This is a genomic window from Sagittula sp. P11 (genome assembly GCF_002814095.1).
GTDB lineage: Bacteria > Pseudomonadota > Alphaproteobacteria > Rhodobacterales > Rhodobacteraceae > Sagittula.
Map to the genome: position 1 here is coordinate 2,967,989 of NZ_CP021913.1, position 18,678 is coordinate 2,986,666.

The 18,678-nt window shown below is 69.5% G+C and carries 16 protein-coding genes; 6 read left to right on the forward strand and 10 right to left on the reverse strand.

Translation table 11 applies throughout. The annotated features are described in order from the left end of the window. Positions 1–4 precede the first annotated feature (4 nt). Entirely contained in the window at positions 5–664 is a 660-nt protein-coding gene (locus tag CDO87_RS14360; protein WP_100929407.1) for an OmpA family protein, read from the reverse strand. Positions 665–817: 153 nt separating this feature from the next. Here CDO87_RS14360 and CDO87_RS14365 point away from each other — a divergent pair, with 153 nt between their 5' ends. Both CDO87_RS14365 and CDO87_RS14370 read left to right on the forward strand, forming a co-directional pair. Then, positions 818–2,011 (forward strand): serine protease, encoded by a 1,194-nt coding sequence (locus tag CDO87_RS14365; protein WP_100929408.1) that lies wholly within the window; start codon positions 818–820, stop codon positions 2,009–2,011. After that, positions 2,011–3,498, forward strand: a complete 1,488-nt coding sequence (locus tag CDO87_RS14370) for an SH3 domain-containing protein (RefSeq protein WP_100929409.1) — start codon at positions 2,011–2,013, stop codon at positions 3,496–3,498. The genes CDO87_RS14365 and CDO87_RS14370 overlap by 1 nt, the downstream gene beginning before the upstream one ends. A gap of 58 nt (positions 3,499–3,556) precedes the next feature. Here CDO87_RS14370 and CDO87_RS14375 read toward each other — a convergent pair whose 3' ends face one another. From CDO87_RS14375 to CDO87_RS14400, 6 genes are all read right to left on the reverse strand, one after another. Beyond that, a complete protein-coding gene (locus CDO87_RS14375) occupies positions 3,557–4,243 on the reverse strand; it encodes an ABC transporter ATP-binding protein (RefSeq protein ID WP_100929410.1) in 687 nt (228 codons plus the stop codon). Then, on the reverse strand, positions 4,240–4,989 hold the full coding sequence (locus CDO87_RS14380; protein WP_100929411.1) for an ABC transporter ATP-binding protein: 750 nt from the start codon (positions 4,987–4,989) through the stop codon (positions 4,240–4,242). The genes CDO87_RS14375 and CDO87_RS14380 overlap by 4 nt, the downstream gene beginning before the upstream one ends. Then, positions 4,982–5,965: a branched-chain amino acid ABC transporter permease gene (locus tag CDO87_RS14385; RefSeq protein WP_100929412.1), complete on the reverse strand. Its 984-nt coding sequence runs from the start codon at positions 5,963–5,965 to the stop codon at positions 4,982–4,984. Before CDO87_RS14385 ends, CDO87_RS14380 begins: the two co-directional genes overlap by 8 nt. A 100-nt stretch (positions 5,966–6,065) precedes the next feature. After that, entirely contained in the window at positions 6,066–6,986 is a 921-nt protein-coding gene (locus tag CDO87_RS14390; protein WP_100929413.1) for a branched-chain amino acid ABC transporter permease, read from the reverse strand. Between the two features lie 157 nt (positions 6,987–7,143). After that, positions 7,144–8,280, reverse strand: coding sequence for an ABC transporter substrate-binding protein (locus CDO87_RS14395; RefSeq protein ID WP_370314166.1), 1,137 nt, complete (start codon positions 8,278–8,280; stop codon positions 7,144–7,146). Between the two features lie 64 nt (positions 8,281–8,344). Then, on the reverse strand, positions 8,345–8,584 hold the full coding sequence (locus CDO87_RS14400) for an Lrp/AsnC ligand binding domain-containing protein (RefSeq protein WP_100929414.1): 240 nt from the start codon (positions 8,582–8,584) through the stop codon (positions 8,345–8,347). 165 nt (positions 8,585–8,749) lie between these two features. On the opposite strand from CDO87_RS14400, the gene CDO87_RS14405 reads away from it, so the two are divergent. The 3 genes from CDO87_RS14405 to tsaA all read left to right on the forward strand — a co-directional run bounded on the left by CDO87_RS14405 (position 8,750) and on the right by tsaA (position 11,013). After that, positions 8,750–9,520, forward strand: coding sequence for an SDR family NAD(P)-dependent oxidoreductase (locus tag CDO87_RS14405; RefSeq protein WP_100929415.1), 771 nt, complete (start codon positions 8,750–8,752; stop codon positions 9,518–9,520). 29 nt (positions 9,521–9,549) lie between these two features. Further along, a complete protein-coding gene (locus CDO87_RS14410; protein WP_100929416.1) occupies positions 9,550–10,404 on the forward strand; it encodes an SMP-30/gluconolactonase/LRE family protein in 855 nt (284 codons plus the stop codon). 141 nt (positions 10,405–10,545) lie between these two features. Then, positions 10,546–11,013: a tRNA (N6-threonylcarbamoyladenosine(37)-N6)-methyltransferase TrmO gene (gene tsaA, locus CDO87_RS14415; protein WP_100929417.1), complete on the forward strand. Its 468-nt coding sequence runs from the start codon at positions 10,546–10,548 to the stop codon at positions 11,011–11,013. A 181-nt stretch (positions 11,014–11,194) separates the two neighbouring features. On the opposite strand, the gene CDO87_RS14420 is transcribed toward tsaA, so the two are convergent. Both CDO87_RS14420 and CDO87_RS14425 read right to left on the reverse strand, forming a co-directional pair. Next, the gene (locus CDO87_RS14420; RefSeq protein WP_157815002.1) at positions 11,195–13,849 is read right to left on the reverse strand and encodes an ATP-binding protein; all 2,655 of its coding nucleotides are present in this window, start codon (positions 13,847–13,849) and stop codon (positions 11,195–11,197) included. Positions 13,850–13,877: 28 nt separating this feature from the next. After that, positions 13,878–14,396: an oxidoreductase gene (locus CDO87_RS14425; protein ID WP_254698131.1), complete on the reverse strand. Its 519-nt coding sequence runs from the start codon at positions 14,394–14,396 to the stop codon at positions 13,878–13,880. Positions 14,397–14,742: 346 nt separating this feature from the next. On the opposite strand from CDO87_RS14425, the gene CDO87_RS14430 reads away from it, so the two are divergent. After that, entirely contained in the window at positions 14,743–15,345 is a 603-nt protein-coding gene (locus CDO87_RS14430) for a response regulator transcription factor (RefSeq protein ID WP_100929419.1), read from the forward strand. A gap of 195 nt (positions 15,346–15,540) precedes the next feature. Here CDO87_RS14430 and CDO87_RS14435 read toward each other — a convergent pair whose 3' ends face one another. Further along, a complete protein-coding gene (locus CDO87_RS14435; protein WP_100929420.1) occupies positions 15,541–18,624 on the reverse strand; it encodes a CHAT domain-containing protein in 3,084 nt (1,027 codons plus the stop codon). Positions 18,625–18,678 lie beyond the last annotated feature (54 nt).

Here is an 18,678-nt window from a genome sequence, read left to right on the forward strand (position 1 = left end):
CGTCTCAGGCGCCCGGCACCAGCACCAGTTGCACCCGGCGGTTCTGCGCGGCGGCGGGGTCGAAGCTGTTCTTCAGCCGGGAGAAGCCCACCCCTTCGGCGCGGATGCGCGAGGGCGGCAGGCCCATGGTGCCCTGCACGAAGCGGGCCACGGCCTCTGCCCGGCGGCGGGAGAGGTCCATGTTGTAGGCGGCGGAGCCCACGCCGTCGGTGTGGCCGATGAAGATCAGCCGCGCGTCGGAAAGGCGCGGATCGCGCAGCGCGTCGGCGAGGCTGGAGAGCTTGCCCATCGCCTCCGGCGTCAGGTCGTCGGAGTTGTAGGCGAAGAGGATCTCGAGGTCGATGGAGGGCAGGGGCGCCGGGGCGGCGGTGCTGCCGCCGGTGCCGCCCGCGGCGGCGTTCTGCGGGACCTCCGTCCGGTCGATCACGCCGAGGTTCACCACGTCGTCGAGGGTGAAGGTGGCGGAGCCGGAGAATTCGTCGCTGGTGCATCCGGACTGGTCGAGCAGGCAGTCGCGCATCTCGGCGCTGGGGGCAGTGTCGGGCTGGGCCTGCGGCGCCGGGTCGAGCGAGAAGCTGTCGAGGGTCACGGTCGACTGGGCGAGGGCCGGGGCGGCGAGCGGGGCGCCGAAAAGGGCGGCAAGGGCGAAAATGCGGGGGGTCATCGGCGGGCCTCCTGAAAATGCTGGAGCGACGATAGCGGAGACGCGTGAGGAATTCCACCGTGGACGCAGGCCGGTGTTCCGTGCTTTTTTGACCCCGGGGAAACGTCTGGCCCGCTGATTGGGGCGGGGCGGATTTGGAATGGAGAATTGTTCATGCGTCTGAACGGATTAATCGTGGCGGCCGTGCTTTCCGCGGGGGCGGCCACGGCGCAGTCGACGCAGGAGGACTGGCTGGGGATCGAGAACGAGGTGGCCGTCCAGGGCTACAACAACGAGCCGATCTCGACCTACGACGACCAGGCGGATTTCCGGAAGATGGGGCGCGGCGTGGGGATGCTGTCGATCTCGACCGACGGGGGGACCTTTCCCTGCACCGCCTTCCTCGTGTCGGAGAAGTATCTGCTGACCAACCACCACTGCGTGCCGGGGGTGCTGAAGGACGAGCGGGTGAATGCGACGAAGATCCTCGCGGTGGACTGGCTGGCGGGTTTCCACGAGCCGGGCCGGATGGAGGAGGCGGAGCGCTTCGCCGTCAACCCGGAGCCGGTCGAGACCTCGGAAGACCTCGACTACACGGTGCTGGAGGTGACGGGCAATCCGGCGGGCCGCTTCCCTCCCCTGCCGCTGGCGGCGACGCCTCTGCGGCCGGGGATGCCCTACTGGATCATCGGCCACCCGATGGGCAAGTCTCAGCACATCAGCCGCGAGGGCTGCCGCGCCGCCGATCCGCCGATGAACGACAACCGGCTGCGCCATACCTGCGACACGCTGGGGGGCAACTCGGGCTCGCCGATCATCGATTCTTCGGCGCGGCAGGTGGTGGGGCTCCACAACTCGGGCAACAGCCGGGTGGGGATCAACTTCGGCATCCCGATGACGATGATCCTGTCGCAGTCGAAGGTGCTGAAGGCGGCGCCGCCCGCGCAGGACAGGCCCCTGCCGCTGGTGATGACGCTCTACCCCGATGCGCTGGGTGTCGGGCAGGAGGTGTCCGTGGTGGCCGACATGCCGGACGGCTGCACGCCCGCCTTCGTGGCGCTCAGCCCCTCGTCGCAGCTGACGCCGATCCCGCTCGACTTCTTCCAGAAGGTGCCTTTGGGGCCGGGTCAGGTGCGCTACCAAATCTCGCCCGGCGGGCGTTACGGGCTGGTGATCGAGGAGGGCGATGAGAAGGGCGCCCACAAGCTCGGGTTCCTGTGCGGGCCGGGCGGGCTGACGGAGCCCGCGGCACTGCAGGACGCGCTGCGCGGGGTGGTGGCCTCGCTGTCTTCGGGCCAGACCTCGGGCGAGGTGGCCAGCGGGGCGGGGCCGGTGGGCTACGCCTTCCGCACCTTCGAGGTCCGGTGATGCGGCGCGCTTTTGCGGGGGGCCTTCTGGCGCTTGTCACATGGGCCGGGATGGCCGGTGCGGCGGAGATACGGCTGAAACCCGAACTGGCAGAGCGGCTGGCGCAGATCCGGCCGATCTATGGCGAGCGCAATTTGCTGAGCGAGGACGGGCCGATCCTGGTGACGGACGGGGGCGGCACGACGCTCTGGGGGCAGCCGTTCAGGATCATCGGCATCGACGGCGTGATCGAGGCGGGCGATGCGGAGCGGCTGGCGGCGCTGATCGGGCCTTACGATACGGCGGGGCCGTTCATCGTGGTGATGAATTCGCCGGGCGGGAATTTCCTCGAAGGCGTCCGGATGGGCGAGGTCCTGAAGCTATACCGCGAGGGCAACGGCGATCCCTACCTGACCGGCGTCGTGGTGCTGGCGGGAGAGGAGTGCATGTCGGCCTGCGCGGTGACCTTCGCGACCTCGGCGCTGCCGCGCGACAGCGGCATGTCGGTGCGCTTTGTCGAGACGGGCGCGCGGCTGGGGTTCCACATGCCCTTCGTGCCGACCGACCAGCAGAGCCGGCAGACGGAGATCGCCCGCGCCATGGACCTGACCTACGAGGTCATGTCGGAGTACATGGCGCTGATCGGCAACCGGGTGGCGCCCACGGCGCTGGTGCAGAACGCGCTGTTCTACCGCCGCCCGGAGGACTTCTTCCTGCTGGAGGGCGGGCTGGTGACACGGTTCATGGACTTCGTGCCGGTGGCGGGGCCGGTGGGGTCGACGCCGCTGACGCCTTCGGGGCTGACGCAGCGCGACGTGCTGAACATGTGCCAGTACCAGGCCTATTCCGCGGGGCGGGAGTTCATCGCTGCGGAATACGAGTTCTGGCCGGTGCAGGCCTATTCGCAGTACCCCGACGACACGCCGGTCGAAGAGCTGTTCCGCCAGACAGGCGCGCAGCGGATCACGACGCAAGGCTGCTCGGCCGAGGTGCGGGCGGACGGGTCGCTGGGCGTCTCGGCCATCGGCGCCTGCCCGCAGGACCTGCCGCCGGGCTGGTGCCGGTCGGAGCAGGCGGCGGGTTACGTGGGGCCGCTGCCGCCCGCAACGGGCGCGCTTCTGGCCGACAGCCTCGGCTGCCACGGCGGGCGGATGACGCGCGGCTACTACCGCTGGGACGACGGCAACGCCTTCCTGGAGGAGGAGCGCCCCGACGACTACCGCTGGGAGGGCGCGCCGCCGGGGGCGCCGGAATACACGCTGGACTGGAGCGGCGCGTCCCTGCCCACGAACCTCACGCTGCGCGATGCGCCGGGCGGCGAACGGGTCACGATCCTCGACGCGGGCACGGCGGTGGAGGTCGAGGACTGTGCGCTCAGCGCCGACGGTCAGGGTGTCTGGTACCGGGTCGCGGCGAACGGTGTGTCGGGCTGGGGCAGCGCGCGCTACGTCGACGTGCCCGCGCTTGCGGGTTGGGACTTCATGGTGCGCCCGAAGGGTTTCCAGTAGCGGCCTGCCTATGGCCGCGGTTGCCCGCCACGGCGGTCCGGCCCGGGTCGGATCGGGCTCAGATCCCGAGGAACCGCTGCTTGACCGGCCCGGTCATCTCGCCGAACCGGCCCTGCCACGCGACGCTGCCACGCTCCAGCACCACCGCCCGGTCGCAGACCGAGGACAGCTCGGCCGGCGACTTGTCGATCACCAGGAGCGCCATGCCGCTCTCCGCCTTCAGCCGCCGGATCGCCGCCCAGATCTCCTGCCGGATCAGCGGCGCCAGCCCCTCCGTCGCCTCGTCGAGGATCAGCAGGCGGGGGTTGGTCATCAGCGCGCGCGCAATGGCCAGCATCTGCTGTTCCCCGCCCGACAGCGACCGTGCCACCTGCTGCCGCCGCTCGGCCAGCCGGGGGAAAAGCTGCGCCACCGCGGCGCTGTCCCAGGGGCCGGGGCGGGCGGCGGCGCGCATGTTCTCGTCCACTGTCAGACCGGCGAAGCAGCGGCGCCCCTCGGGCACCAGCCCGATGCCCAGCCGGGCGGCGCGGTGCGGCTTCAGCCGGGTCAGGTCGTGGCCCGCGAAACTGAGCGTGCCGCCGGTGGCGACCATCCGGCAGATCGCCCTGACGGTGGTCGTCTTGCCCATGCCATTGCGGCCCATGAGCGCCAGCGCCTCCCCCTCGGCCAGCGCGAAGGAGACGCCGAACAGCGCCTGCGACGCGCCGTAGCGGGCGCTGACGGTGTCGAGGGTCAGGAGGCTCACGCGGTCTCCCCCAGGTAGGCGTCGCGCACGCCCGCGTCGGCGCGGATCTCGTCCACGGTGCCGGTGGCGATGATGCGGCCGTAGACCAGGACGGAGATCCGGTCGGCCAGCGCAAAGACCGCGTCCATGTCGTGTTCGACCAGCAGGATCGGCGCCTCGGCGCGCAGGCTGTCGAGCAGGCGGGTCAGCGCGGCGGACCCCTCCATCCCGAGGCCCGCCATGGGTTCGTCCATCAGGAAGGCCCGGGGGGCCAGTGTCAGGGCCACCGCAATCTCCAGCTGCCGCCGCTGCCCGTGCGACAGGTCGGCGGTGCGGGTGGCGGCGAAATCGGCAAGGCCCGCCCGCTCCAGCGCCGCCTCCGCGCGGTCGCGCAGGGCGCGGTCGGAGAGGGCGGGCCGCAGGAACCGCCAGGGCCGCCCGGACTGGCCGAGCGCCCCCAGAAGTGCGTTCTGCAGGACGGTGTCCTCCATGGCGAGCTGGCTGATCTGGAAGGTCCGGGCAAGGCCCGCCCGGGCGCGCGCCGCGGTGTCGAGCGCGGTGACATCGCGCCCGTCCAGCAGCACCGCGCCCGCGTCGGGCGCCAGCGCGCCGGAGACCTGTGCGATCAGCGTCGACTTGCCCGCGCCGTTGGGGCCGATCAGGGCGTGGATCTCGCCCGGGCGCAGCGTCAGCGACACGTCGTCGGTCGCGGTGAGCGCGCCGAAGGCCTTGCAGAGGCCGCGGGTCTCGAGCACCGGCTCAGTCATGCGGCCGGGCCCTCCCGGTCAGGAGGCCGATGACCCCGCCCTGGCCCCAGAGCGTGACGGCCAGCAGCAAAAGGCCGAACCAGATGTGCCAGTACTCGGACAGCTGGCCCAGCCAGTGCTCCATCAGCACGAAGATCGCCGCCCCGATCACCGGCCCGAACAGCCGCGCGGTGCCGCCGAGGATGATGAAGACGATGAACTCGCCCGACAGCTGCCAGGAGAACATCGAAGGCGAGACGAACCGGTTCAGATCGGCGAACAGCGCCCCCGCCAGCCCGGTGATCGCACCCGAGAGGGTGAAGGCGGCAAGCCGCAGCCGCACCGGGTCGAGGCCGACGGCCCGCACCCGCTCCGGCGCCTGCCGCGCGGCGTTCAGCGCCAGCCCGAAGGGCGACCGCATCAGCGCCGCCGTCAGCGCCAGCACCGCCAGCAGCACGGCAAGGCACAGACCGTAGAACTGGATCGGCACCAGAGTGTTCAGCCCGGGAAAGCCGTTGCGCACATAGATCGACACCCCGTCCTCGCCGCCATAGGCCGCCCAGCTGATCGAGAAGAAATAGAACATCTGCCCGAAGGCCAGCGTGATCATGATGAAGTAGACGCCGGAGGTCCGGAGCGCGAGCAGCCCGATGACGAAGGCCGCCAGCCCCGAGACCACGACCGCCACCAGCCAGATCACCGGCATCGACTTTGTGCCCGGCAGCGACACCCCGAACAGCTCCAGTGGCGTGTAGTTCTGCGCGTGGAAGGCGAGGATGCCCATGGCATAGCCGCCCAGCCCGAAGAACACCGCGTGCCCGAGGCTGACCAGACCGCCGATTCCCAGCGCCACGTTCAGCCCCGCCGCCGCCAGCGCGAGGATCACCGCCCGCGTCGCCAGCGTGATGGTGAAGGGCTCGTCCATGACCAGCGCCCAGGCCGGCACGGCGACCAGCGCCGCGAGCACGGCAAGGTTCAGCCATCCCTCGCGGGTCATGCGCCGCGCCCCTGTTTCTCTGCTTTCCAAATACTCATGCCGAAGCGCACCACGGGGCGCCCGCCCGCCGCGTGACCGCCGACGCCCTCCGCAAAGCCGCTCACGCCCGCACCCCGTAAAGGCCGGTGGGTTTCCAGACCAGCACAGCCGCCATCAGGATGTAGATCGCCATGGAGGCCAGCGCGGAGCCGGTCTGCGTGGCCTCGGACGGCGGCATGAAGAGCTTGAAGAGCTCAGGCAGGAAGACGCTGCCCAGCGTGCCGGTGAGCCCCACCAGCAGGGCCCCCACCAGCGCCCCCTTGATCGAGCCTATGCCGCCGATGACGATGGTGACGAAGGCGAGGATCAGCACCGGCTCGCCCATGCCCACCTGCACCGATTGCAGCGTCCCCACCAGCGCGCCCGCCAGACCCGCAAGCGCCGCGCCGAGCGCGAAGACCAGCGTGTAGAGCGCGTCGATGTTCACGCCGAGGGCGGCGATCATCTCGCGGTCGTTCTCGCCCGCGCGGATGCGGATGCCCAGCCGGGTCCGGCCGATCAGCCAGAAGAGCGCCGCCGCCAGCGCCAGACCGGCGCCGATCAGGGTCAGCCGGTAAAGCGGGTACTGGATGCCGAAGGGCAGGGTGACGGGGCCCGAAAGCGCGGGCGGCACGTCGAGATACAGGGGAAAGGAGCCGAACAGCCAGCGTGTCCCCTCGGAAAAGATCAGGATCAGCGCGAAGGTGGCCAGCACCTGGTCGAGGTGGTCGCGCCCGTAAAGCCTCCGGATCACCGTCAGTTCGATCAGCGCGCCCGCGGCGGCGGCGCCCGCCAGAGCCGCGACCAGCCCCAGCGCGTAGGAGCCGGTGGCGGAGGCGGTGGCGGCGGCACAGAAGGCGCCGACCATGTAGAGCGATCCGTGGGCAAGGTTGATCAGCCCCATCACGCCGAAGATCAGCGTGAGGCCTGCGGCCATCAGGAACAGCATGATGCCGGATTGCAGGCCGTTGAGGACCTGCTCTGCGATGAGGGTCGGGGTCATGGAGTGGTCATGGCGGGGATCTTGGCGCTTCGGACCGGACGGCGGGCGGCGCAAAGCCCCGTCCTACGGGTTGTCACGCCCCCGGGGTCACGGCGTCACACCGGACCGGGGGGCGGAACGTCCTGTAGGGCGGGGCTTCGCGCCGCCTCGGCCCGGATCACATCTTGCAGTCGCCGACGTAGGCGTTGTCGCGGTTCTCCATCGCGGTGGCGACGATCTTGTTGGTGAAGATGTCGCCCTCCTTGATCACCTCGCGGGTGTAGAGGTTCTGGATGGGGTGGTTGTTCGCCGCAAAGGAGAACGACCCGCGCACGGAGTCGAAATCCGCCTCCTTCAGCGCCGCGCCGAAGGCCGCGTCGTCGCCGACCTCCGCCTTGTCGATGGCCGAGAGCAGCAGGTTCGCGGTGTCATAGCCCTGCGCCGCGTAGATCGACGGCAGGCGGCCGTACTTGGCGGAGTAGGCCTCGACGAAGGCGGCGTTGGCCGGGTTGTCGAGGTCCTTCGACCACGAGGAGGTGTTCTTCACCCCCACCGCCGCGTCGCCCACGGCCTGCAGGATGTTCTGGTCGAAGCTGAAGGCCGGGCCCACCAGCGGCAGTTCGACGCCGGAATCCGCGTATTGCTTGAGGAAGGAGATGCCCATCCCGCCCGGCAGGAAGAAGAACACCGAATCCGCGCCCGAGGCCCGGATCTGCGCGATCTCGGCGGCGTAGTCGGTCTGGCCCAGCGTGGTGTAGATCTCGCCCGCCAGCTCGCCCTCGTAGAACCGCTTGAAGCCGTTCAGGCTGTCCTGCCCCGCCGGGTAGTTCGGCGCGAGGATGAAGGTGTTGGTGAAACCTTCCTTCGTGGCATAGGCGCCCGCGGCCTCGTGCAGGTTGTCGTTCTGGTAGCTCACCGAGAAGTAGTTCGGGTTGCAGCCCGCGCCCGCAAGCTGCGCCGGCGCCGCGTTGGTCGAGAGGTAGAACAGCCCCTGCGCCGTCGCCGCCGGCACCACCGCCATGGCGAGGTTCGACCACACGATGCCGGTCAGCACGTCGACCTTTTCGGACTGGATCATCTTGTCGGCCAGCTGCACGGCCACCTCGGGCTTCTGCTGGTCGTCCTCGACCACCACCTCCACGTCGTCGCGGCCCGCCTGCTCGATCGCCAGGAGGAAGCCGTCGCGGGTGTCGATCCCGAGCGACGCGCCGCCGCCGGAGAGCGTGGTGATCATGCCGACTTTGACCTCCGCCGCGGCGGGCAAGGCGGCCATGAGGCCGATCGCAGTGGTCAGCGCAAGGGTTCTGCGGTTCATGGAATGTCTCCCTGTGTTCTCGTTGTCGTCTTGTCTTGGTTTTTTCGTTTGCCGAAGAGCCGGTTCAGAAGGCCCGGAAGGTCAGTGTGGTCAGCGTGCGCTGGATGTTCTCGACGTTGGCGATCTTCTCGGCGATGAACTTGCCGATGTCCTCGTCCTCGGGGATGTAGAGCTTCACCAGCAGGTCGAATTCTCCGCTGGTTGAAAACAGCTCCGAGTGAATCTCGCGCAGGGCGATGTCCTTGGCGACCTTGTAGGCGGTGCCGGGCGTGCAGCGGATCTGGACGAAGACGCAGGTTGTCATGATCGGGCTCCGTAAGGCCCCGGCGCGGGGCGGTTCACCCCGACTAGAGCGGAAAACGCCGGCCAGCGCCACCCCCCGGACGCCCTTGCAGAAGCCCGGTTGTGTCGTCAGTGTCGTTGCCGCGGCGGGCGCGCGCGTCAGCCGGGTGCGGCAGTGGAGGCAGTCATGAGTGTGGCACGGTATCAGGATCTGGAGGGGACCTCGGTCTTCGTCACCGGCGGCGGTTCGGGGATCGGCGCGGCGCTGGTCGACGGGTTCCTCGGGCAGGGGGCGCGGGTCACCTTCGTCCAGCGGTCCGACGCGCAGGAGTTCTGCGCCGAGATGGCGGCGAAACACGGGCGGGCGCCGGATTTCCTGCCCTGCGACGTGACCGACACGGCGGCGCTTCAGGCGGCCATCGACCGCACCGCCGAGCGGCAGGGGCCGGTGCGCGTGCTGGTCAACAACGCCGCCAACGACACCCGCCACGCCACGCTGGAGACCGATCCGGAGACATGGCGCGCGGCGCTGGCGGTCAACCTCGATCCCTATTTCTTTGCCACGCAGGCGGTGGTGCCGATGATGCGCGACCTGGGCGGCGGGGTGATCGTGAACTTCAGCTCGATCAGCTACATGATGGGCATGGCGGACATGCCGGCCTACACCGCCGCCAACGGCGCGATCACCGCCCTGACCCGCGGCCATGCGCGCGAGTTCGGCGCCGACGGCATCCGGGTGAACGCGGTGGCCCCCGGCTGGGTTCTGACGGAGCGGCAGCTGCGGCTCTGGGCCACGCCTGAGGCGCTGTCGGATGTCCTCGGGCGGCAGTGCCTGCCGCGCCACCTGCGGGCGGAGGACATCGTCGGCCCGGTGCTGTTCCTGTCGTCGGCGGCCTCCGGCGCGATCACCGGCCAGTGTTTGGCGGTGGACGGCGGTGTGGTGACGGTGGCAGGGTAGCGACAACATCACGCGGGAGGGAAAGCGGAATGGCAGAGGTCAAGGTCCTGTCCGACACGAAATGCATCCTCGGGGAGGGGGCGCTCTGGCATCCGGAGCGGGAGACGTTCTTCTGGTTCGACATCCTCGGCCACAAGCTGTTCGAGCATGACGGCACGGGCCAGCGGGAGTGGTCCTTCGACCGCGCCGTTTCGGCCGCGGGCTGGGTGGACCGCAACCGGCTGCTGGTGGCGTCGGAGCGGGACCTGTTCCTGTTCGACATCGAGGCGGGGACCGAGGAGCACGTGATCGGCCTCGAGGACGACAACCCCGACAACCGCTCCAACGACGGCCGGGCCGATCCGCAGGGCGGCTTCTGGATCGGGACGATGGCCTATGCCCAGACAACCGGCGCAGGGGCGATCTACCGCTACTACCGGGGGGAGCTGCGGCTTCTCTATCCCGACATCACCGTGTCGAACGCGATCTGTTTCGCGCCGGACGGGCGCACGGCGTATTTCGCCGACACGCCAACGCGGACGGTGCGCCGGGTGGCGCTGGACGCCGACGGCTGGCCCGCGGGCGAGAGCGAGGTGTTCATCGACATGACCGGCACGCCGGTGGTGAAGCCGGACGGCGCGGTGATCGACACGGAGGGGCGGCTCTGGACAGCGCAATGGGGGTCCTCGCAGGTGTCCTGCTACGGGACGGACGGCACCTTCCTCAGGGCGCTGCCGATGCCCGCGATCCAGGTGAGCTGCCCGTCCTTCGGCGGCCCGGAGCGGCGGCGGCTGTTCGTCACCTCCGCCTCCACCGGCCAGCCGGACGACGCGCTGGCGGGGCAGACCTTCTACGCCGACCTCGAGGATGTGCAGGGGCAGGCGGAGCACCGGGTGATCCTCTGACGCGGGCCGGGTGCGGGGGCTTTGGTTGCGTGCGGTCGGGGGGCGATGCGGTCGTCTTGCTGGCCCCGGCCCAGCGGTGTGACAAGGCGTAGGGCGGGGCTGTGCGCCGCCCTGCTGCGGCCAGTGTGGGAGGTGAGGATCATGGCGGACCATCACGGCGATGCGCAGCGGCCCGGAGAGCTGCGGGTCGATCTGCCGCCTGCGGAGGACGCGGGCCTGCGGTTCATCGGGGTCCTGCGCACCCCCTTCACCGACCGCAGCCTCTGTCCCCATCAGGGCGACATGGAGGCGGGGCCGGAGTGTTTCGTCGACCTCCATGCGCCCTACGTGCCCGCGCTTGACGGCATCGAGGCGCAGGACCACCTGCAACTGCTCTACTGGCTGCACGAGGCGCGGCGCGACCTGCTGACCCAGCAGCGGCGGGGCGAGGGCGCGCCGCGCGGCACCTTCACCCTGCGGTCCCCGCTGCGGCCGAACCCGCTGGGCGTCTCCTCCGTGCGGCTGTTGCGGCGCGAGGGGGCGCGGCTGGTGGTGCGCGGGCTGGACTGTCTCGACGGCACGCCGCTGCTGGACATCAAGCCGATCCGCTGCGGCAAGGAACCCCGTTAGGCGGAGGTGGCTTCCAGGGGCGTTGGCAGGGAAGCTGAACCCGTTCCCCTGGGCCCGGACCGACCGGGCCGGTGCGGCATACGGCGATGGGCCGATGTATCGCCGGGGAAGGGTTGTCTTCGCTGTTGCGTGGCGGTTTTGTACATGCGGCGGATGCGGAAACCACCTCCGCCGTCGCTGCTCAGGCGCGGGCGGAGGGCTCCAGTCCCTCGGCGCAGAGCGCGGCGCGGGTGTCGCGCCACAAGGTCCGGAGCGCGGCCGCGTCAGCGGCGAGGGCCGTCCTGTCGTCGGCGCGGGCGTGGCGTTCGAAGGTGCGCAGCGCGTCGGCCATAGGCAGCGCCCCGAACACGCCGGAGGACCCGGCGAGGCGGTGCGCCTCGGCGCCCAGGTCCCGTACGGCGGCGGTGTCGATCCCGGCCATGCCGTCGATGGGCAGGTCGGACAGGAAGGCCTCCACCTCATGGGCGAAGGTGCGGAGCGAGGCGGTGAGCTTGTCCTCTGGCAGTTCCTCGCGCAGTTCGTCGAGGTGAACGCGGTCGATCAGCTCGGGCCCCATGTCGGGAGGCGCCGCGTTGCGCGGACCCGTTGCCCCGGCAGAGGGGATGCCGTCCGCACGATCGGGCAGGGCGCCCGCCGCGAGCACGCTGGCCAGCGCCTGCCGCAGCGCGCGGGCGCTGATCGGCTTGGTCAGGACGGTGGCGATGCCCGCGTCATGGAAGGCGCGGACCTCCTCGGGCATGGCGTGGGCGGTGGTGGCGACGATGGGGGCCTTGGCACGGGCCCCGGCGGACTGCCGGATCGCGCGGGAGGCCTGGATGCCGTCCATGCCGGGCATGGAGATGTCCATCAGGATCACGTCGAAATCGTGCGCCTGCGCAAGCCGCACGCCTTCGCGCCCGTCCGTCGCCTCCGTCACGCGGTGGCCGTCGCGCCGCAGCATGTGGCCCGCGACCTCGCGGTTGACGGCGTTGTCCTCCACCAGCAGCACATCGAGCGGCGGCAGGGCGGGCGCGGCAGGCGGAGGTTCTGCCACCTTGGGAGCGGTGCGCGGGGCATCGGCGGGAGGGGCAAGCGGCAGCCGCAGCCAGAAGACGGAACCGTCGCCCGGTTCGCTTTCCGCACCCAGTTCGCCCCCCAGCGCCGTGGCCAGCCGTTGCGAGATGCCGAGCCCCAGCCCGGTGCCGGCATTGCGCCGCCCGTAGCTGGAGTCGATGGTCACGAAGTCGTCGAAGATGCGTTCGAGGTCGTCCGGCTTGATTCCCACGCCGGTGTCGATCACCCGCAGCTCGCACTCGTCCATGCCGGAATCGCAGTCCGCCTCGATGGTGATCTGGCCCCCGGCGGTGAACTTGATCGCGTTCGACACGAGGTTCAGCATGATCTGCCGCAGGCGGTCGGGGTCGGAGTAGGACTCGTGCAGGGCCGGGTTCAGCGGGCGCAGCGTCAGCAGGTTGCCCTGCGCGCGGGCACGGTCGGCCTGGCTTTCGACGATCTCCTCGAGCAGCGCCACGAGGTCGAAACGGGTCTTGCGCAGGGTCATCTTGCCCGCGTCCAGCCGCGAGATATCGAGCACCTCGTTGACATGGCGGAGGAGGATCTCGCTCGATTGCCGGATGATGCGCAGGTAGCGCTGGTCCTCTGCGGGCAGGCTGTCGGCCTCGAGGAGTTCCAGCGTGCCGAGGATGCCGTTCAGCGGCGTGCGCATCTCGTGGCTCATGACGGCCAGCAGCTCGGCCTTCTGCTTTTCGCCGGCGACGGCGCGGTCGCGGGCGCGGCGCAGGGCCTCGTCGCTGCGCATCCGGTCGGAAATGTCGCGCAGGAAGGCGACGAAGATCTCGCCCGCCGGGGCCTGCGCCTTGGCCAGCGACAGGTCGACGGGAAAGATCGTGCCGTCCTTGCGCCGTGCCTCGAGCTGGACGATGCCGCGGCCGATGACGCGCGGTTCGCCCTTGGCCAGGTAGCGCGTCATCCCCGAGTTGTGCATCTCGCGGAAGTGCGGCGGCACGATGAGCGAGGGCATGTCGGCGCCGATCGCCTCGGCCCGGGTGTAGCCGAAGACCCGTTCCGCGGCGCCGTTCCACTCGACGATCCGGTTCGACCGGTTGACCGCGACCACGGCGTCGAGCGAGGTGGAGATGATCGTCTCCATCCGGCGCCGGGTCTCGAAGTTGGCCTGGGCCTCGCCTTCGCGCTGGCGGGCAAGGCGGAGAACGGCAGCGATCAGGACCAGCAGGAGGGCGACCAGAACCATGGTCGTCAGGCCGATGCTGAAGAGCGTGCGGCTGATCTCGATCCGGCGTTCGTCGCCGGTGCGGGCGAAGAAGGCGATGCCGCTGAGGGCGAGGCGGCGCAGTTCCGCGCGCACCGTTTCGGCCGCGTCGAGCAGGTCGGGCAGCGCGGCGCGGAGCACCTCGTCGGAGCCGTCGATGACCGGCACCCAGGCCTCGCGGAAGTCGAGCGCGGCCTGAATTTCGCTTCCGATGTCCTGCACGCGGCGCAGGTCCGCCAGCACCTGCGCGTTCTGCAGCGTCTCGATCCGGCTGTAGGCGATGTCGAAGCGCAGGCGCACCTCGTCCAGCGCGGCCGCGTCGTCGTCGGCGTCGGCGTGCAGGGCATTCACCGTCGCCAGTTCCAGCGCGATGATTTCCGTCTCGGCCTGCCCGAGGGTCCACTGGACGTTTTCGGAAGCGGAGTTGGCGAGATGGGTGAGCTGGTGGCGCACCTCGAGGCCCAGGACCCCGAGCACGGTGATCAGGCTCGCGATGACGAGGGCCGTGACGCCACGGCGCACCAGCGTGTTACGCGAGAATCTGAAAGGTGTCCGGCGGGTTTTCACGCCACGCCCCTAGCAGAGCCGGGGCATGTCAGGGAAGGACTTCGAGCGTATCAAGTTGCCAGATACTGCGCGCATGGTAGGTTTCGGCCCGGAAACGCTGGTCGCTGTCGTAGGGGAAGATGATCCACAGCGGACCTTTCTCGCGGATCGACATCGGCTCTCCGTTGCGGTCGAGCGCGAGGATCGCGGCGTCTTCGGTGACGTCGGAGAAGGGGAGTTCGATGGCGTAGTCGTTGATCGCAACGGCACGGATCGTGCCTTCCTCGATCCCGAGCCTGTCGGCCACGGCCTTGAGCGGCGGGCCCGCAAAGACCTGCGTGCCTTCCGTCCAGATGGTCGAGGTCTCGATCTCGCGCATGCCGAGGTCTTCGAGCATCTTGCGGTCGAACTCGGCCCGGCCGGGCGCATTCGTGACGGCGAGGTCGCCGACGACGGTCAGCAGCACGGGTCCTTCAGGCTGCGGCAGGTCCTGAGCGTACCCGGCTGTGCCCATGGCAACGATGGCCAGGAATATCCTGACGATGCCGACAATACGCTTTCCGAGCACTGCAACCTCCGATAAAGTGATCGTCGCATTTCTTTTCGTAAGGTAGAAGCTAGCCTTCAGACCGCTGGCGCACCACCGGCTGTTGGTATAAAGGGGGTGTTCATTCGTATATGTGGCGGGCGGTACGCCTGCCGGACACTCACAATTTCGCGACTTTTGCAGCCTTGAAGGGTTTTTTTGGTTCCGAGATTCGTTTCTACGATTGTTTCTGCGATTGACAGGTTCGTGTCGGGTAAATCGTGTCTTAAGTATATTAAGGCAAGACCGCAACACGGCTGACCTGACCTGAAGTGATGGAAAGGGGTGTCGCGTGTCCGCGCGGTGCCGAAGACGAAGGGAACGTGGTATGCGTATTCTGGTGGCCGACGATCATGACCTCGTGCGGGAAACGATCGCGGCATTCCTGGACGGGTCTGACATCGAAGAGGTGCAGACGGTCGCAACGCTGGAGGAGGCGGTGAACGCGGCACGGACGTCCGGGACGTTCGATCTGGTCCTCCTCGACTACAACATGCCGGGCATGAACGGTCTGGAAGGGCTGGCGCGGATGCGCGATGCCAACGAGGGCCGCCCGGTGGCGATCCTGTCCGGCAGCGCCTCGCGCGATGTGGCGGACGCGGCGTTGAAATCCGGTGCGCAGGGCTTCATCCCCAAGACCCTGTCGGCGCGGTCGCTGCTGACGGCGGCGCGGTTCATGGCGGCGGGCGAGATCTATGCCCCGATCGAATTCATGCAGAAGAACCCGGACGACGCGGGCGGCATGCTGACCCGGCGCGAGCTGGAAGTGCTGCGCGGCATCTGCGACGGCAAGGCCAACAAGGAAATCGCCCGCGACCTCGACCTGCAGGAAGTCACCGTGAAGCTGCACGTCAAGACCCTGTCGCGGAAGCTGGAGGCGCGCAACCGGACCCACGCGGCCATGATCGCCCGGGACCGCGGGCTGGCCTGACGGGAATTTGCCTTTCTTGCAGGGGGTGATGCCCAGCGCCTGAAGGCGCGGGCACGGTATTTCCCATCTCCTGCATTGGTGCCGCCTTCCGGCCGCCCCGACTGAAACCTGACGGTTTCAGCGGCCCGCCCTCCAGCCCGCGCCCCGGGCAGAGGCCGCACGGGACGAAAGCGGTGCGGTGACGGTTGCCCCGGCTCAGATCGGATCGTTGGCGGCGCCGTAGTGGATGTAGTTCACCCATTCGCTGCTGTCGTGGACCTCGTGGATGATCCGGCGTGCCTCTGTCAGGGCGGTGCCGATGGTCTGGGTCTGCACCTGTTCGTAGAACACCGACGAGAAGTTCACCGCCGTGTCGTCGTTCACCGGCCAGAAGGTGCCCACGATGTGGCGCACGCCTGCAAGCAGGAAGGCCTCGGCCAGGCCGGTGTTGCGCTCGGCGAAGTCCTGCGCGGTGGGCGGCCCGGCCTCGCTTGCCGCGCGCTTGCGCACCCGCAGAGATTCACAGGCGTTGAGGAAGACGAACCCCGGCACCTGCGCCATGTCGGCGATGTCGGTGCCGTGCAGCGTGTCCTCGCCCGCCAGGATCAGCCCGCTGCGCGCCCGGTCCGCCGGGTCGAAGAAGGCGTGCCCGGCATAGTGGAAGATGTCGTAGACGCGGCCCATGTCGTCCTGCCCGAGCGCCGCCTTGACCGCGGCGACCGTCGCCTCACCGCCCTCGCGGGTGTCGAGCCGCACGCCCGGGCGCGCGGCCAGGGTCGCCTCGATCCGCCGCGCCTCCTTGCGGGCGCCGGACAGGTCGCGCGTCGGATCGGCGACCATCAGGACGTTGACCGGCCGTCCGCGGCTGCGGCTGCGGATCGGGCGGCGCGCGGCGCGGCGGACGCCGCCCGAGGCCGGCAGGTACCAGCGGTTCAGCCCGCCCCGCAGCGCGACCGGCGCCTTGCCGAGGTGCAGCACCTCCCACGGGATGCGCGAGGCCCATGTGTCGCAGACCAACTGCAGCCCGTATTCGAAGCTCTGCTCGGCCGCCATCCTTTCGCGGAAGGCCTGCGAGAGGACGAGCTTCTCGATGTCCTCCGCCACGCCGCGCAGCTTTTCCGCCGTCATCGCCTGCGACAGGGGCGCCGTGCGGGCATCCAGTTCGGACATCTGGAAGGTCATCTGCGAGGTGGCGAGCCGCGCCTCGCTGTTGCTGGAGCCGGGCACGTGGTGAAGCTGGAGGGTCACCACCGGATCGCGGTCCTCCTCCTTCACCTCGGCCTGGACGGTGAAGATCTCGGGCAGGTGCGGGCGCGGGGCCGGGGCGGCGCGGCGGCGGCGCACGGGCGCCGGTTTCTTCTGCACCACGATCTCGCAGTCCGACATGTTGAACCCGGCAAAGGTGCGGTTGAGCCCGTCGGCGATTTCCTCGTAGCGCTGAGGGTCGAATTCACAGAGCCTGATGCAGGAGAAGCTCTGGTCCTCGTCCCAGTCTTCCAGCGCCTCGAAGATCCCGGCAAAGAGTTCGCGGAAGATCTCGACCGGGGTGGGGCCGGAGCCCGCGCCCAGCAGCACACCGGCAAAGCTCGACACCTCGGAGATGCAGAGCGAGCGCATCATGTTGCGTCCGGCGATGCGCACCGCGGCGGTGATCGTCCCCTTTGCGCCGAAGGCGCCGAGGCCCACAACGACCACATGCGAGGTGCGCAGGTGGTGGCGGGGGATCGGGATGAAGGTGACCTCCCCCTTGCGGCCGGTGATCTGGCCGTCGGCGATCTGGGCGGAGAGCATCCCGTCCAGTTCGAAATCCACCGCGCCGATGGCACCGCCGAGCGTTGTGACCCCTTCGAAGATACCGAGGACATAGGCGTCGGCGGGCACGTCGAGGATGTCGGCGTTCATCACGTCGATGTTGATGCGCCGCAGGGCCTTTGTCTGGCGGGTGTAGACGTAGGTGGCGTCGTCGACCGGCGGCTGCGGCGGGGCGGCCTTTGCCGCGGCGGGCCGGAGGCTCTCGCGCTCGGCCTTGTCGATATCGGCGTCGGCGGAGAGGAAGCCTTCGAGCAGCGCCTGTTCGGAGAAGGCCGGGTCGTCGGGATCGGCGGTGCGGGGCAGGCCGCTGCGGGCGGCGCTGCGCATGGCCTTCTCGGGCTCTGCACGCAGGCTGGCCGTCAGGCTGCGGACCTGCGCCGGATCTTCGGCCAGGTCGGGCACGCGGCCGTTCAGCACCGCGTCGCAGGCGTCGATGGCGGCGCGCAGGTTGCAGAGCTGGCCGTGCGTGCCCTCGATGTAGAAGCGGCGGTCGGCGCCGTCCATCTCGGCCAGGGTGCGGGGCACGGTGCCGTCGCCGTCGTCGTTGTGGTTGTAGAAGAGCTGGCCCTTGTCGATGCGCACGTCGTGGACTGTGCGCCGTCCCAGGCCCACGATCTGGGTGAAGCGGTCGTCCGGCGGGGGAAGGTCGGCCTGTGCCTTGCCCGCGGCGGCGAGGATCGCGGCGTCGGGGATCAGGCTGTCCTTCTTCGGCCAGAAACCCGCGTCGAACCATTGCTCGTCGCGCCGCGCGTCGGGGGAGGGCATCATCTGCAGGAGGCCGGGGAAGCGGTTGACGAGGGTCTCGACCAGCGCCTTCGGACCGATGCCGGTGCTGTCGAGCCGGGCGAGGAGGTGGATATTGTCGTTGAGGCCGCGCAGGGTCATGACCGGGGAATAGGACCCGAGGTTCGGCGTGCCCAGTGTGATCACCTTGCGGATCAGGCGGCGGTCGGCGTCGCGCGCGGCCAGCGCCCGCGCCACCAGCCCGCCCATGGAATGGCAGACCAGCGAGACCGGCTTTTCCACCGCTTCGATGGCGGGCCAGAGGTGGTCGGCGGTGGTGGCCACGTCCTCGCGCCAGTCGAAGGGCAGGAACTGCACGTCGTGCCCCTTGATGATCAGCCGCAGCCGCATCCGCTGGTAGGCGAAGAGGAACACGCCGGAAGCGGTGACGCGGAAGGTGTCGGAGGGATAGGCCAGTTCGGTGACGCGTCCCCTGAAGAGGTTCAGGACGGACAGCCAGATTTCGTCGCTGCGGCCGCCGTCGATGACCGAGAGCCTGGAGCCCATGATGCCGGGCAGGATGAAGACGTGACCGGCGGCGGCGCTGCGCCGGGCCTTGGCCTCCTGCGCCATGCGGGCGAGGTCGTGCAGTTCCTCGTAGAGGGCGTCGCCGAATTCGGCGCGGAGTTCGTTCTCTGCCATGCCCGAGGCCAGCATGGCATCCATGTCTTCCGCCGACATCTGCGGATCGGTGAGGCTGGCCATGGCAATATCCTGAACAAAGGAAGGGGCGCGAAATGCGGGACTGAATGGGGTTAC

Bases quoted from the DNA above. Each gene is read 5' to 3' on its own strand.
- CDO87_RS14360 (WP_100929407.1), bottom strand. From the start codon at position 664: ATGACCCCCCGCATTTTCGCCCTTGCCGCCCTTTTCGGCGCCCCGCTC.
- CDO87_RS14365 (WP_100929408.1), top strand. From the start codon at position 818: ATGCGTCTGAACGGATTAATCGTGGCGGCCGTGCTTTCCGCGGGGGCG.
- CDO87_RS14370 (WP_100929409.1), top strand. From the start codon at position 2,011: ATGCGGCGCGCTTTTGCGGGGGGCCTTCTGGCGCTTGTCACATGGGCC.
- CDO87_RS14380 (WP_100929411.1), bottom strand. From the start codon at position 4,989: ATGACTGAGCCGGTGCTCGAGACCCGCGGCCTCTGCAAGGCCTTCGGC.
- CDO87_RS14385 (WP_100929412.1), bottom strand. From the start codon at position 5,965: ATGACCCGCGAGGGATGGCTGAACCTTGCCGTGCTCGCGGCGCTGGTC.
- CDO87_RS14390 (WP_100929413.1), bottom strand. From the start codon at position 6,986: ATGACCCCGACCCTCATCGCAGAGCAGGTCCTCAACGGCCTGCAATCC.
- CDO87_RS14395 (WP_370314166.1), bottom strand. From the start codon at position 8,280: ATGAACCGCAGAACCCTTGCGCTGACCACTGCGATCGGCCTCATGGCC.
- CDO87_RS14400 (WP_100929414.1), bottom strand. From the start codon at position 8,584: ATGACAACCTGCGTCTTCGTCCAGATCCGCTGCACGCCCGGCACCGCC.
- CDO87_RS14405 (WP_100929415.1), top strand. From the start codon at position 8,750: ATGAGTGTGGCACGGTATCAGGATCTGGAGGGGACCTCGGTCTTCGTC.
- CDO87_RS14410 (WP_100929416.1), top strand. From the start codon at position 9,550: ATGGCAGAGGTCAAGGTCCTGTCCGACACGAAATGCATCCTCGGGGAG.
- tsaA (WP_100929417.1), top strand. From the start codon at position 10,546: ATGGCGGACCATCACGGCGATGCGCAGCGGCCCGGAGAGCTGCGGGTC.
- CDO87_RS14430 (WP_100929419.1), top strand. From the start codon at position 14,743: ATGCGTATTCTGGTGGCCGACGATCATGACCTCGTGCGGGAAACGATC.
- CDO87_RS14435 (WP_100929420.1), bottom strand. From the start codon at position 18,624: ATGGCCAGCCTCACCGATCCGCAGATGTCGGCGGAAGACATGGATGCC.